The organism is Leifsonia sp. NPDC077715, from assembly GCF_040686855.1.
Lineage (GTDB): Bacteria > Actinomycetota > Actinomycetes > Actinomycetales > Microbacteriaceae > Leifsonia.
The window spans coordinates 431833-444142 of record NZ_JBFBOG010000003.1 but is presented as its reverse complement, the minus strand read 5'-3'; the positions used below and the strand labels follow the sequence as shown (position 1 = coordinate 444142).

Below are 12310 nucleotides of genomic sequence, written 5' to 3'. Positions count from 1 at the left end.
GCGCCCCCGCGCCCGCTCCTGGATGCTCCGGTCTTCCCACGCCCGGCACACCCGCGCCGCATGCCGCGCCTTCCGGACCACGGGTCCACGAGGCGCTTCTGCGCATGTGCGCGGCAGCCAGCCCGCTGGACCGCCCCCGAAACGAACGGCGGTCCCGCACGCGCCGTGACGGCGTTCGTGCGCAGACGGGGAAGCCCGATCCAGGAACACAATGCTCAGCACTCTTCGCAAGACCGTCAAGAACAGCCCCGTCCCCTTCACGCGCATCGTCACCGGCGCAGCCGCCCTGATCATGAGCGCCAGCCTGATCGCGCCCGCGGTCGCCCAGCAGCAGGCCAGCGAGCGCGAGACCCGCGAGCTCAGCGCATCCACCGGGATGCGTCACGAGCAGCTCGGCGTGTACGGCTCCATCGTCCGCGACCGCCTCGAGCGCGAGGCCAACACCACACTCGACGGCGCCCAGAGCACCGTCGCCGCCAACGAGACGAAGGTGGATGCGTCCGCCGCCAAGGCCGCGATCGCCGGTCTCAGCAACTTCACGAAGCTGAACGATGACAAGCTCATCGACTCGATCGGCAAGACGCAGATCGCGTCCAACGCGCTGGCCGTAGCCGGCGCCGAGCACGACCGCCAGGTCGCCGCCGCGGCCGCCGCTGCCGCTGCCGCCGCAGCCGCCGCTCAGGCCAACGCCAACACCGTGGACGGCGCCAAGGCGACCGCCGCGAGTCTCGCCGCCAGCCAGTACGGCTGGGGTGCCGACCAGTTCAGCTGCCTCGACAAGCTCTGGCAGCGCGAGTCCGGCTGGAACTATCAGGCCTCCAACTCCGGCAGCGGTGCCACGGGCATCCCGCAGGCGCTGCCTGGCAGCAAGATGGCCTCGTTCGGCAGCGACTGGGCGAGCAACGCCACCACGCAGATCAAGTGGGGCCTCGACTACATCTCCCGCGGGTACGGCACGCCGTGCGGCGCCTGGGGCCACTCGGAGTCCTTCAACTGGTATTGATCCGCTGACGTCTACCGGCGGGGCCACCCCGCCCCGCCGGTAGACTCGCGCGGGTGACCGATCCCACCGCCTCCCCCGCCATCCGCGGCGCGCACCTCGTCGGCAGCGTCAACCTGCCGGACGCCGAGGCCGTGCTCCGCACCGTCAGCTCCCACCTCGGGCCGCAGCTGCGCCGAATCCCTGATGGCGAGGTCGGTGAGCGCTTCTACTGGGTGCAGTTCCAGACCAAGCGGCTGGATGAGGTGCGCGGTCTCTCGCGCATCCCCGGCGAGCCGCACCTCCTGCGCGGAGTGTTCGACGGGCGGCCGTTCCGGCTCGACGACGGCGTCTCCGCCGACGAGCTGGTCTTCCCCGACCTCGGCTACGCCGACGCGGCCCTCGCCTCCTACGAGACGTTCCGGCGGCTGCGCGACGAGGGTGCCATCGCCCCGGGCACGCGCTTGCAGGTCTTGCTGCCGACGCCCGCCGGCGTCATCGGCCCGTTCGTCGTCCCGGAGGACCGCGCGGCCCTCGAGTCCGCCTACGAGCGGGCGCTGTTCGGAGAGCTGCAGCGCATCCTGGACGGCATCCCGCACGACGACCTCGCGATCCAGTGGGACACCGCCGTCGAATTCGCCCTGCTCGAAGGCCGGATGCCGTCCTGGTTCGGCGACGACGTTCTCGCCGGCGTGCTCGAGCGCGCGTCCCGGCAGGCCGCGGCCGTCCCCGCCGACGTGCAGGTCGGGTACCACCTCTGCTACGGCGACGTCGAGGAGCAGCACTTCGTGCAGCCGACGGACGCCGGCCACCTCGCGAACGTGCTCGGCGGCATCCTGTCGCAGGCTCCGCGCCCGGTGACCTGGGTCCATCTGCCGGTGCCGATCGAGCGCGACGACGCCGCGTACTTCGCGCCGCTCGCGTCGGTCGCGGTGCCGGAGGGCACGGAGCTGTATCTCGGGCTCATCCACCATGAGGACGGCGTGGAGGGGGCGCAGCGCCGAGCGGCGGCCGCCGCGACCGCGGTCACGGCGTTCGGCGTGGGAACGGAGTGCGGCTTCGGTCGCGGACCGAGCGAGCGGACCGCTCCCCTGCTCGACCTGCACGCGGCCGTCGCCGAGGCCTGGTGAGCCGGCGGTGAGCCTGTCCCTCGGCCCGGAGGCATTCGAGGCGCTGGTCACCGATGAGCTCGACCAGCTGCCGGACGAGATGGTCGACGGGCTCGACAACGTCGTGTTCGTCGTCGAGGACCGCCCGGAGGACGGATCGCTCGACCTCCTCGGCCTCTACGACGGCGTCGCCCTCACGGAACGCGACACGTACGGATTCGGCGAGATGCCGGACCGCATCATCCTGTACCGGGAGCCGCTGCTGGCGATCAGCGCGGACGAGGACGAGCTGCGCGACGAGATCCACATCACGCTCGTGCACGAGATCGCGCACTACTACGGCATCGACGACGACCGGCTCCACGAGCTCGGCTGGGCGTGAGCCGTCGGGCGGTGAGGGGCGACCAGCTTCAGGCGCCGAAGCCGAAGATCGACTCGTCCTCCTTGTCGGCCTCCACCGGGTCGGAGTCGGGCTGGTCGAAGTGATACTCCACCAGAAGCTCGTCGCCCGAGTGGCGCTGCTCGCCGGCCACGTACCAGAACGTGGACTCGAGGCCCTCGACGGCGGCGATCACGCCGATGCGCTCGTCCACCTTGCCGTCCACCAGGAAGCGGCGGTCGGTCTGCCCTACGAGCGGGCCGTCGGTGTACTCGACGATGTATTCGGGGTCCTGTCGTGCGTCGGTCATGCCTCCACCGTAGTCCCTGGGCGGGGTTCCGCGAGGCCCGCACCCGTCACGTCGAGGACCAGGGCGGCCTGGTGGAGCGGATGCTCGCGCTCCACGAAGCGATCGAACTGCGCCTGCCAGCGGTCCCACTCCACGGCGAAGGTCTCGCCGTCCCGGGCCAGCGCGCGTCGCTTCCGCAACGCGTCGTCGGCGTGCAGCCAGACGGCGAGGTCGGCGAAGGAGGCGTTCTCCCGGGAGAGGGTTCCGCATCCCTCGACCACCAGCGGGTCGCGTCCGGTGACCGCGTGCAGTTCGGCGGGCCGGTGGTGCTCCCAGTCCCAGCGCTGCCAGGTGCCGCGGCCGGTGGTGCGCAGCGGTTCGAGGAGGTCCCGGCCCAGCGCGACGCTGCCGTGGTCGAGGCCGTCCCATCCGGGATAGAGGTCGTCCATCCGCACCAGTCGCGGGACGCCGTCCGCGGGCCACCGCGCGAGCAGCCGGTCGGCGAGCGAGCTCTTACCTGCCCCGCTGGGCCCGTCGATCAGGATGACCGGGATGCGTCCAGCGTCTTCGGCGGCTGCGACCGCGACGACCACCGCTGCCTCGAGCGCGTCCAGGGCCGCCCCGCCCTCGAGGAATTCAGCTGAAGGGGGCATTCCACGTTCCGAGGAGGAGGGCGGCGACGATGGCGAGGACGGCCACGAGGAGGGCGACGGCGAGGGTCGCCCAGTCACGGGCGCGGAAGACGGAGGGGCGTGCCCAGGTCCGCCGCGTGGGCGCGCCGAAGCCGCGCGCCTCCATCGCCGTGGCCAGCTTCGTCCCGCGCCGGAGCGACAGCACGAAGAGCGCGAAGGCCTGACCGGCGAAGCGGCGGAGCGCACCCGACTCGGCCACCCCGCGGGCGCGGCGCGCGAGGGTCAGCGCGCGCCAGTCCTCCGCGAACAGCCCGATCAGCCGCAGCCCGGCCAGGGCGCCGATCACGAATCGGGCAGGAAGCCGCAGCAGCTGACCGAGCCCGTCGGCGAGGTCGGTCGGGTCGATGGTGACGAACAGCAGCACGGCCGGGATGCCGATCGCCAGCACCCGCAGGGCGGTCGCCCAGGCCAGCCCGATCGACCCCTCGCTGATCTCGACCGCCCACCACTGCACGTAGACCGTGCCGGAGGTCTGACCGTAGAGCAGGGTGGTGAGCCCGGCGAGCGGCGCTGCGACCCAGACCGGGGCCGTGCGCGTGACGATCGTGCGCAGCGACAGCCCCGAGAACAGCAGGAGCACCAACTCCAGCCCGAGCGCCACCCCCGCCGAGACGGGGTCGATGGAGAGCAGCAGCGCGAGCGTCACGATGAGGGCGGCGCCCAGCTTCGCCACCGGGTTCAGCGTGGCGAGCGGACCGGTCCGCACCGGCTGGACGAGCGTCATGCGACGACCTCCGCCGCATCCAGCCGGAGGGACGACGCACCCACCGCGGCCACGAACTCCGCGTCGTGCGTCGCGGCGACCACGGCGTGGCCGTCGGCGCGGAGCTCCGCCAGCAGCGCGACCAGTCCCTCCCAGGTGCGCGCATCCTGCCCGAACGTCGGCTCGTCGAGCACCAGCAGGCGCGGGCGCGTGGCGAGAGCGGTCCCGACCGAGAGCCTGCGCTTCTGCCCGCCGGACAGGGTGAACGGGTTCGCCTCGGCGACCGCGTCGAGCGCGAGGCGGGCGAGCAGTTCGTCCACGCGCGACGCCACGTCGGACTCCGGCAGCCGAAGGGCGCGCGGGCCGGCGGCCAGCTCCTCGCGGACCGTCGACGCGATGAACTGGTGCTCCGGATTCTGGAAGACGCTCCCGATCCGGGTCAGCAGCTCGCGCGACCGCCAGGCGGACGGGTCGGGAGCGGCGCCGGCGGCGAGGGCGGGCTCTGCGGTCAATGAGCCGGCGACGGGCGGCAGCAGCCCCCCGAGCGTCAGCGCGAGCGTCGACTTGCCCGCGCCGTTGCGCCCGGTGAGGGCGAGCGCCGACCCTTCGCGCAGGTCCACATCGACGGGATGGCCGACGGCGACCGCCGACGCACTCGCGCGCGCACGACCTCGGCGGCTCCCCCGTGTCACCGCGGGTCCGCGGCCGAACGTCAGCGAGCGCGCGCTCAGCAGGGGGGCGCTCTCCGCCACGACCGGCGCGTCCGGGACGGGGGCGCCGGGCAGCCAGACGCCGGCCCGACGCAGCTCCCCCGCGGCGTCCCTCAGCACGGCGTCCGGGTCGCCGTCGGCCAGCACTCCACCGTCTGCGCCGAGCACCACGACCCGCGTCACCAGGTCGCGCCAGACCGCCACGCGGTGCTCCACGACCACGAGCGTTGCGCCGGTGACGTCCAGGGCGGCGCGCACCGCATCCCGCACCTCCAGCACCCCGTCGGGGTCGAGGTTCGCGGTCGGTTCGTCCAGCAGCAGCAGGCCGGGGCGCATCGCGAGCAGGCCGGCCAACGCCAGCCGCTGCTTCTGCCCGCCCGAGAGCTGCGCCGTCGGCCGGTCGAGTGGCATGTCGAGACCGACAGCGTCGAGAGCATGACGCACGCGCCCCCACAGCTCCTCCCGGGGCACGCCCAGGTTCTCGCCCGCGAAGGCGACGTCGTCGCCGACCCGGGCGAGGATGACCTGCGCGTCCGGGTCCTGCAGCAGCAGCCCGGCCGTCCCGCGCGCCTCGGCCGGAGACCGGCCGCCGACCGCGAGGGCGCCCTCCGACTCCCCGTCGTCGTCGCCGCCGAGCACCCCGGCCAGCCCGGCCAGCAGCGTGCTCTTGCCCGCGCCGGACGCGCCGAGCAGCAGCACGCGCTCGCCCGGCTCGATGGACAGGTCGATCCCGCGCGCCGCCCAGGCGTTGCGCCCGGAGTAGCGCCAGCCCCAGCCGTCGACCCGAACGGCGACCGGGGCCGGCTGTCCCGTGATCACGTTCGTCAGACTCGGACGGCCTTCCGTGCCTCGCGGCCCGCGGCGAAGCGGCTCAGCGCTCCCGTCTTGGCGAGCGCTCGGACCAGCAGCCACGAGCCCAGACCGGCGATGACGGCACCGGAGATCGTCGTCGTGATGGTGTACGTGATGGCGAACCCGGCCTTCGAGCCCGGGTACCAGTAGAGGAGGTCGAGGATCGACTCGGCGAGCCCCGCGCCCGCACCGGCGAGCACCGCAGGCACCAGACGCCAGTTCGCGTAGAGGAACAGGGCGAAGACGATCTCGGCGCCCAGCCCCTGCACGACACCGGAGAGCAGGGTGGCGAAGCCCCACTGCGTCCCGATAAGCGCCGAGACGACCGCCGCGACCAGCTCGCCGTAGAGCGCGGCGCCGGGCTTGCGCACGATGAGGGCGACCAGCACGCCGGCGAAGAGCCACGGCCCGTTCAGGATGCCCTGGAAGCCGGGAAGGACGGCGCCGACCGGGCCCGAGATCGGGTTCTGGACGATGCCCCAGACCCAGAAGACGACGCCGGAGGCGACGGCCACGACGCTGGCGACGACGATGTCGACGACCCGCCAGCGGAAGGTACGCGGGCGTGCGCCCGTGGAGAGAAGAGTTGCGTGCACTGTTCGTGCCCTTTCAGTCGAATGGAACAGGGCACGGGATGTTGAGATGGCCTCCCTGCGCTGGCATGACCCAGATCAGGTTCGACGGTCGAGACTTGGAGAAGTCTCCTCTCAGCCCGGCTCACCGGACTCCCGTGTTCGGGACCCAGTGTAGCCCGGTCGAGCCGGTTCTACTTCTTCAGTGCGCGGATGACGCGCGACCAGGCGAAGCCGGTCACGAACACGAACGGGATCGCGACGACCACCAGCGTGATCAGGTTCGGGCGGAAGCGCAGCCCCAGCTCATCCGAGACGTAGGCGCCGAAGGGGATGGCGATGCCGCCGCCTCCCGCACCGCCCGGCGCGTTCTCGTCGCCCGCACCGCCGGCGCCGAAGCCGAACTGCACGGCCGCGACCGGCACGAGGGTCGTCCCGTCGACGACGACGGGCTCGCCGTAGACCGACTTGATGCCGGAACCGGTCACGGTCTCGGCGAGTTTCAGCGAGAAGTTCGTCATGCGGCCACGCTAGCGCTCGCGGCGCGGCGGCAACAGGCTCGGATCAGTCGCTGACGTACTTCGGGTTGCGTCCGTCGCGCTCCTCGTCGTCGGCGTCCTTGGAGCGGCGCACGAGCGACGCCGGGCCGATCATGCCGCGGCCGAAACGGGCGCTCACCGCGTCCAGCGTGCGCTCGGTCTCGCGCCACTCCTCGTCCGGGTCCCACAGCGCGAGGGCGTCGCCGCCCGCGTCGAGCAGCTGCTCCGCGCGCACCCCGATCAGGCGCAGCGGCGTCTGCCGGACGTCGAGGCCGAGGGCGTCGAACACATCCCACGCCTCCTCGAACAGCCGGCGGCCGACGTTCGTGGGCTCGGCGAGCGTACGGGAGCGCGTGATGGTGCGGAAGTCGGAGAAGCGGACCTTGATCGCGACCGTGCGGGCCACCATCCCGTGCTTGCGCAGGCGCTCCCCGACCCGGCCGGAGAGCCGCAGGAACTCGCGACGCAGGGTGTCGAGGTCGCCGACGTCGGTGCCGAAGGTGTTCTCGTGGCCGATGCTCTTCTCGCGCGACTCCGTGATCACCCGGCGCGGGTCCCGGCCGTTGGCGAGGTCGTGCAGGCGGCGCCCGCTCGCATCGCCGACGGCCTTCTGGAGGACATGCAGCGGCGCGTCCGCGAGGTCGGCGACGGTGAGCAGCCCCATGCGCTCCAGCGACGCCTGGGTGCTGGCGCCGACGCCCCATAGCGCTCCGACGGGAAGCGGACGCAGGAAGCTCAGCGTCTCGGCCTTCGGGATGACGAGCAGGCCGTCCGGCTTCGCGCGTCCCGAGGCCAGTTTGGCCATGAACTTCGTGGCCGCGACGCCGACCGAGCAGGTCAGGCCCGTCTCTTCGAGCACGCGGGAGCGGATGAGCTCGGCGATTCGCCGCGGAGAGCCGAGCAGCCGCCTGCTCCCCGACACGTCGAGGAACGCCTCGTCGATGCTCAGCGGCTCCACCAGCGGCGTCACCTCGTGGAAGATGTCCATCACCTTGCGCGAGTACTCGGTGTAGCGGTCGTAGTGCGGCGGCAGGATGATCGCGTTCGGGCACAACCGCAGCGCCTGCGACATCGGCATCGCACTCCGCACACCGTAGCGGCGGGCCTCGTAGGTCGCACTCGTGACGACGCCCCGGCCGCCCGCGTGCCCCACGATGGCGGGCTTGCCGCGGGCATCCGGGCGCTCCAGCAGCTCGACGGATGCGAAGAACGCGTCCATGTCGACGTGCAGGATGCCGGCCTCCGAGTCGTCGACGTCGGACGCGCTCACCTGCCGCTCACTGCCGTCCGCTCGTCCCACCCCTCCAGCTTCTCATCTGCCGCCGACAGCGACCCCGGCGCGTCGCCGGATCGGGATACGGTGAAGCCATGGAATTCAGGTACCTCGGCAACAGCGGACTCAAGATCTCCGAGATCATCTACGGCAACTGGCTCACCCACGGCTCACAGGTCGAGAACGACACCGCCACCCAGTCGGTGCGCGCGGCGCTCGACGCCGGCATCACCACCTTCGACACCGCGGACGCCTACGCGAACACGGTCGCGGAGCAGGTCCTCGGCGACGCCCTCGCGAGCGAGCGCCGCCAGTCTCTCGAGATCTTCACCAAGGTCTACTGGCCCACCGGGCCGAAGGGCCACAACGACGTCGGGCTGTCGCGCAAGCACATCCTCGAGTCGATCGACGGCTCGCTGCAGCGTCTCGGCACCGACTACGTCGACCTCTACCAGGCGCACCGCTACGACTCCGAGACGCCGCTGGAGGAGACCATGCAGGCGTTCGCCGACGTGGTCCGCCAGGGCAAGGCGCTGTACATCGGCGTCAGCGAGTGGACGGCCGACCAGCTGCGCGCCGGACACGCGCTGGCGAAGGACCTGGGCATCCAGCTCATCTCGAACCAGCCGCAGTACTCGATGCTGTGGCGCGTGATCGAGAAGAAGGTCGTGCCGACGTCGGCCGAGCTGGGCATCTCGCAGATCGTCTGGTCGCCGGTGGCGCAGGGCGTGCTGACCGGCAAGTACAAGCCGGGCGCGCCGCTGCCCGAGGGCAGCCGTGCCACCGACGAGAAGGGCGGCGCGGGCGCCATCCAGAGCTTCATGAAGGATGACGTGCTCACCGCCGTGCAGCGCCTGCAGCCGATCGCGGACGAGCTCGGCATCACCATGGCGCAGCTGGCCGTCGCGTGGGTGCTGCAGAACCCGAACGTCGCCGGCGCGATCGTGGGCGCGTCCCGTCCCGAGCAGGTGAAGTCGAACGCCGAGGCCGCGGGCATCCGCCTCTCCGGCGATGTGCTCGCGCGCATCGACGAGGCCGTCGGGGACGTCGCGGAAACGGACCCCGCCCTCACCGTCTCCCCCGCCAAGCGCCCCGCGTAACTCCCACCCGCGAAGTGCAGGTAGTTGCGCGCGACACGCCGTACGGCTGCGCAACGACCTGCACTTCGCGGGGTCAGACGAGGGCGGCGACCAGGGGTCGCAGCCAGCCGCGGAAGGCGACGGAGTCGTCGCGCAGGGATGCGCTGAGCGCCACGGTGTGCGGTCCGACGATCCACGCGCCTTTCTCGGCGAGCGGCAGCACGTCGATGTCCAGCCGGAAGTAGCCCGCCTGCCGGCGTAGCTCGTGCTCGCGCTCCCGCACCACCTCGACGATGTCGGCCGCGCGGCGCGCGTGCTGCGCGAGGCTCGCAGCGACGTACTCGGCGTGGCGTGCATCCGCCCACCGCGACGCGGCGTCGTAGTGCATGATGATCGCGTCCTGCAGGTCGATGGCGCGGTCGAACGCCTCGAAGTGCGGTGGATGCAGCAGCGGCCCGACGAGACGGCGGTGGCGGTCGGAGGCCACCTCGAACCACGCCTGCCACTGCTCGGCCAGCGCGTCCGCGGCTGCCGCGGAGGAGCCGGCGAGAGGCACGGGCCGGGTCCGCGTTCGTCCGTCCCCCGGCGCGGACGGACGCGACAGCACGGAGGCGACTGCCGGCTGCAACGCGGGCAGTTCGGGACGCGCACGGCCGGCGAGCCCGGCGAGGTCGCGGATGGCGAGGGCCATCAGCAGGTCCCACGGGCAGTCCTCCGTGACCTGCCATCGAAGGGTGCCCTCGACGAACATGCCGACATTGTAAGTTCGCCGTCCGACAGGAGGTAGAGGGTGCCGAACCGGTTCAGCCGGGGTACGGCTCCTCGGCCACGAGCAGCGCGGCGGGGATGACGGCCCGCTCGTACGGACCGCGACCGTCGCGGCGGCGCTGCGGCTCGAAGAAGGCGACCGTCCAGGTGGTCAGTCCGTCGAGCGGCCCGTAGACGTTGCGCAGGCTGCGGTCGCCCGGCGCCACGATGACGCCGGTCGGCTCACCGACCCAGTCGTCGGACGAGGGCTGGCCGTGCTCGCGCACGTAGACCTGGACGCCGACGCCGAGGCCGGGCGCGTCCGGGGCCGGAGTCGCCGGGGTGCGGTCGTCCTTCGCGCTGCGCTTCCACATGCGTCCATGCTCCCACCCGTGCACTTGCGGGGCCTGGATGCGACCGGGACCGGCCTGTCAGTGCGACGTGGTCGGCGTCGCCGTCCCGCCCGCCCGACGCGCCGGGTCGAGGAGCCGGCGAAGCGTCCACCGCTCGGCGACGGTCCACGCGGTGGAGGTGAGGATGTAGACCGCCGCCGCCAGCGGAACGAACGCCGCGAACACCACGGTCACGTACGGCAGGAACGACAGCGCGCGCAGCATCCCCGCCGGCGTCTGCGACCCCTCCGGCTGCGGCAGCGTCAGCACACGGCGGGACACCGTGGTCACGATCGCGATCAGCGCCAGTACGCCGAGGTAGACGAGCATCGCCGGCCAGACGCCCGCGCCCGCGCCGGTCAGGCCGACGAAGCTGGTGCCGAGCGGCGCACCGAAGGCGTGCTCGGTGAGCAGCGCGTTGGCGTGCCCGGCGATGGTGGCGTGGGTGAACACCGCGTAGACGAGCGTGATGACCGGGATCTGCGCGAGCAGGGGCAGCATTCCGGCGAAGGGCGACACCTGCTCCGCCTGGTAGAGCTCCATCGTCTTGCGGGTCAGCGTCTCGCGGTCATCCTTGTGCTTGCGCTGCAGCTCGGCCAGGTGCGGCGCGAGTCGGCGGCGGCTGTACTCGGCGCGGACCTGGCTGATGCCGACCGGGATGAGGAGGACGCGGACGAGCACCGTCAGCATGGCGACGGCGACGAGGCCCGCGAGCGTGCCGACGACGGGCTCGACGGTGGCGGAGAGGGCGGTGACGAGGCCGTAGGCCCCATCGAGGACGGCCGCGATCGGCGGCCAGGAGAAGAAGTCCATGGGTGAGTGATCCCTGCGTTTTCGACGGAAGAGTGGACGCGTCTGGTCGCATCCACCACCGCCCGGAAGCAGGGACGGCGGCTACGCGACCGGCAGGGGTGCGCCCGGCGCTCGGGGGCGCGGTCGTCCGTCGGCGTCGGGATCGGACTGACCCTCGGCGAGCCAGCCCGCGACCGGCTCGATGGGACGCGACCACATCGCGCGGAGCCGCAGCGACGCGGCCAGGGCGGCCACCGACCGCACGGCCGCCGCGGCGAAGACCGCCACCAGACCGAGGGCACCGGCCACACCGGCCAGCGCCACGAGCCCGGCGGTGCCGCCGGCGCCGAAGGAACCCGCGCCCAGCGAGCCGACGACGGACGCAGAGGCGCGTCCGAGGAGCTCGAGCAGGGCGGTCATGAAGACGACGCTAACAGAGCGCGCGCCCGCAGCCCAGAGCGTTCGCGCGCGGCGGACGCGTGTCGCCACGCTCCGTCCCGCACACCACCCGCGGCATGCGAGCGGTGGAAGGATGGAGGCATGACTCGAGTCGCAATCATCGGTGCCCATGGAAAAGTCGCCCAGCAGCTGATGCGGGTGCTCTACGACCTCGGCGACGACTTCGTCGGCGTCGTCCGGAACGACGAGCACGCCGACGACGTCTACCGCCTCGGCGGCGAGGGCGTCCTGCTCGACATCGAGAAGGCGGAGGCGGACGAGCTGGCCGCCGCCATCGACGGCTGCGACGCCGTGGTGTTCACCGCGGGCGCCGGCGCCGGCTCGGGCATCGAGCGCAAGCGCACCGTCGACTACGCCGGGTCGGTCAAGGCGCAGGAGGCGGCGAAGCAGGCGGGCATCCGCCGCTTCGTCCAGGTCTCGGCGTGGGGCGTCGACGCCCCGGTCGACGACGCAGACCCGGTCTGGAAGGCCTACGTCGAGGCGAAGCGCGACGCCGACGCCGTGCTGCGCGACTCCGGACTGGAGTGGACCATCCTGCGCCCGGGCGGCCTCACCATGGACGAGGGCACCGGCCGCATCCGGCTCGGCGACAGCGTCCCGCGCGGCAGCATCGCCCGCGAGGACGTCGCCCGCCTCATCGCGCTCGTGCTGCACGAGCCCGCGACCGTCGGCCACCAGTGGGAGGTCGTCTCCGGGGACACCGCCATCGAGGATGCGGTGCGGGCGGCGACCGCCTCCGCGTAG

The 12310-nt window shown here is 72.5% G+C and carries 16 protein-coding genes and 1 riboswitch; of the genes, 5 read left to right on the top strand and 11 right to left on the bottom strand.

What is annotated here, in order from left to right; translation table 11 throughout:
* Positions 1-211: 211 nt before the first annotated feature.
* The 3 genes from AB0P25_RS15930 to AB0P25_RS15920 all read left to right on the top strand — a co-directional run bounded on the left by AB0P25_RS15930 (position 212) and on the right by AB0P25_RS15920 (position 2470).
* Entirely contained in the window at positions 212-1003 is a 792-nt protein-coding gene (locus tag AB0P25_RS15930; RefSeq protein ID WP_363808601.1) for a hypothetical protein, read from the top strand.
* 53 nt (positions 1004-1056) lie between these two features.
* Positions 1057-2109, top strand: a complete 1053-nt coding sequence (locus AB0P25_RS15925) for a hypothetical protein (protein ID WP_363808600.1) — start codon at positions 1057-1059, stop codon at positions 2107-2109.
* 79 nt (positions 2110-2188) lie between these two features.
* A complete protein-coding gene (locus AB0P25_RS15920) occupies positions 2189-2470 on the top strand; it encodes a metallopeptidase family protein (RefSeq protein ID WP_363809324.1) in 282 nt (93 codons plus the stop codon).
* A 28-nt stretch (positions 2471-2498) separates the two neighbouring features.
* Here AB0P25_RS15920 and AB0P25_RS15915 read toward each other — a convergent pair whose 3' ends face one another.
* The 7 genes from AB0P25_RS15915 to AB0P25_RS15885 all read right to left on the bottom strand — a co-directional run bounded on the left by AB0P25_RS15915 (position 2499) and on the right by AB0P25_RS15885 (position 8124).
* Entirely contained in the window at positions 2499-2777 is a 279-nt protein-coding gene (locus AB0P25_RS15915; RefSeq protein WP_363808599.1) for a hypothetical protein, read from the bottom strand.
* Positions 2774-3409 (bottom strand): ATP-binding protein, encoded by a 636-nt coding sequence (locus tag AB0P25_RS15910; RefSeq protein WP_363808597.1) that lies wholly within the window; start codon positions 3407-3409, stop codon positions 2774-2776. The genes AB0P25_RS15915 and AB0P25_RS15910 overlap by 4 nt, the downstream gene beginning before the upstream one ends.
* Entirely contained in the window at positions 3393-4172 is a 780-nt protein-coding gene (locus tag AB0P25_RS15905; protein WP_363808596.1) for an energy-coupling factor transporter transmembrane component T, read from the bottom strand. Before AB0P25_RS15905 ends, AB0P25_RS15910 begins: the two co-directional genes overlap by 17 nt.
* Positions 4169-5680, bottom strand: a complete 1512-nt coding sequence (locus tag AB0P25_RS15900; RefSeq protein WP_363808594.1) for an ABC transporter ATP-binding protein — start codon at positions 5678-5680, stop codon at positions 4169-4171. The genes AB0P25_RS15905 and AB0P25_RS15900 overlap by 4 nt, the downstream gene beginning before the upstream one ends.
* A 5-nt stretch (positions 5681-5685) precedes the next feature.
* Positions 5686-6309 (bottom strand): ECF transporter S component, encoded by a 624-nt coding sequence (locus AB0P25_RS15895; protein ID WP_363808593.1) that lies wholly within the window; start codon positions 6307-6309, stop codon positions 5686-5688.
* 35 nt (positions 6310-6344) lie between these two features.
* Positions 6345-6455, bottom strand: a riboswitch (TPP riboswitch).
* Between the two features lie 24 nt (positions 6456-6479).
* Positions 6480-6806 carry a spore germination protein GerW family protein gene (locus AB0P25_RS15890; protein WP_363808592.1) on the bottom strand — a complete coding sequence of 109 codons (327 nt, stop codon included), beginning with the start codon at positions 6804-6806 and terminating at the stop codon, positions 6480-6482.
* Positions 6807-6849: 43 nt separating this feature from the next.
* Positions 6850-8124: a DNA polymerase IV gene (locus tag AB0P25_RS15885; protein WP_363808591.1), complete on the bottom strand. Its 1275-nt coding sequence runs from the start codon at positions 8122-8124 to the stop codon at positions 6850-6852.
* A 68-nt stretch (positions 8125-8192) separates the two neighbouring features.
* Between AB0P25_RS15885 and AB0P25_RS15880 the strand changes: the two genes are divergently transcribed.
* On the top strand, positions 8193-9197 hold the full coding sequence (locus AB0P25_RS15880; RefSeq protein ID WP_363808589.1) for an aldo/keto reductase family protein: 1005 nt from the start codon (positions 8193-8195) through the stop codon (positions 9195-9197).
* A 73-nt stretch (positions 9198-9270) separates the two neighbouring features.
* Here AB0P25_RS15880 and AB0P25_RS15875 read toward each other — a convergent pair whose 3' ends face one another.
* The 4 genes from AB0P25_RS15875 to AB0P25_RS15860 all read right to left on the bottom strand — a co-directional run bounded on the left by AB0P25_RS15875 (position 9271) and on the right by AB0P25_RS15860 (position 11527).
* Positions 9271-9927, bottom strand: a complete 657-nt coding sequence (locus AB0P25_RS15875; protein ID WP_363808588.1) for a hypothetical protein — start codon at positions 9925-9927, stop codon at positions 9271-9273.
* 52 nt (positions 9928-9979) lie between these two features.
* A complete protein-coding gene (locus tag AB0P25_RS15870; protein ID WP_363808587.1) occupies positions 9980-10297 on the bottom strand; it encodes a hypothetical protein in 318 nt (105 codons plus the stop codon).
* A 57-nt stretch (positions 10298-10354) separates the two neighbouring features.
* Positions 10355-11128 (bottom strand): YidC/Oxa1 family membrane protein insertase, encoded by a 774-nt coding sequence (locus tag AB0P25_RS15865; RefSeq protein WP_363808585.1) that lies wholly within the window; start codon positions 11126-11128, stop codon positions 10355-10357.
* Positions 11129-11209: 81 nt separating this feature from the next.
* Positions 11210-11527, bottom strand: a complete 318-nt coding sequence (locus tag AB0P25_RS15860; protein ID WP_363808584.1) for a DUF6412 domain-containing protein — start codon at positions 11525-11527, stop codon at positions 11210-11212.
* Positions 11528-11647: 120 nt separating this feature from the next.
* On the opposite strand from AB0P25_RS15860, the gene AB0P25_RS15855 reads away from it, so the two are divergent.
* Positions 11648-12310 (top strand): SDR family oxidoreductase, encoded by a 663-nt coding sequence (locus tag AB0P25_RS15855; RefSeq protein ID WP_363808582.1) that lies wholly within the window; start codon positions 11648-11650, stop codon positions 12308-12310.

What these genes read in the sequence shown, in the direction of transcription:
- AB0P25_RS15915 (WP_363808599.1), bottom strand. Translation starts at nt 2,777, where the DNA reads ATGACCGACGCACGACAGGACCCCGAATACATCGTCGAGTACACCGAC.
- AB0P25_RS15905 (WP_363808596.1), bottom strand. Translation starts at nt 4,172, where the DNA reads ATGACGCTCGTCCAGCCGGTGCGGACCGGTCCGCTCGCCACGCTGAAC.
- AB0P25_RS15875 (WP_363808588.1), bottom strand. Translation starts at nt 9,927, where the DNA reads ATGTTCGTCGAGGGCACCCTTCGATGGCAGGTCACGGAGGACTGCCCG.
- AB0P25_RS15920 (WP_363809324.1), top strand. Translation starts at nt 2,189, where the DNA reads ATGGTCGACGGGCTCGACAACGTCGTGTTCGTCGTCGAGGACCGCCCG.
- AB0P25_RS15860 (WP_363808584.1), bottom strand. Translation starts at nt 11,527, where the DNA reads ATGACCGCCCTGCTCGAGCTCCTCGGACGCGCCTCTGCGTCCGTCGTC.
- AB0P25_RS15910 (WP_363808597.1), bottom strand. Translation starts at nt 3,409, where the DNA reads ATGCCCCCTTCAGCTGAATTCCTCGAGGGCGGGGCGGCCCTGGACGCG.
- AB0P25_RS15865 (WP_363808585.1), bottom strand. Translation starts at nt 11,128, where the DNA reads ATGGACTTCTTCTCCTGGCCGCCGATCGCGGCCGTCCTCGATGGGGCC.
- AB0P25_RS15930 (WP_363808601.1), top strand. Translation starts at nt 212, where the DNA reads ATGCTCAGCACTCTTCGCAAGACCGTCAAGAACAGCCCCGTCCCCTTC.
- AB0P25_RS15855 (WP_363808582.1), top strand. Translation starts at nt 11,648, where the DNA reads ATGACTCGAGTCGCAATCATCGGTGCCCATGGAAAAGTCGCCCAGCAG.
- AB0P25_RS15880 (WP_363808589.1), top strand. Translation starts at nt 8,193, where the DNA reads ATGGAATTCAGGTACCTCGGCAACAGCGGACTCAAGATCTCCGAGATC.
- AB0P25_RS15870 (WP_363808587.1), bottom strand. Translation starts at nt 10,297, where the DNA reads ATGTGGAAGCGCAGCGCGAAGGACGACCGCACCCCGGCGACTCCGGCC.
- AB0P25_RS15890 (WP_363808592.1), bottom strand. Translation starts at nt 6,806, where the DNA reads ATGACGAACTTCTCGCTGAAACTCGCCGAGACCGTGACCGGTTCCGGC.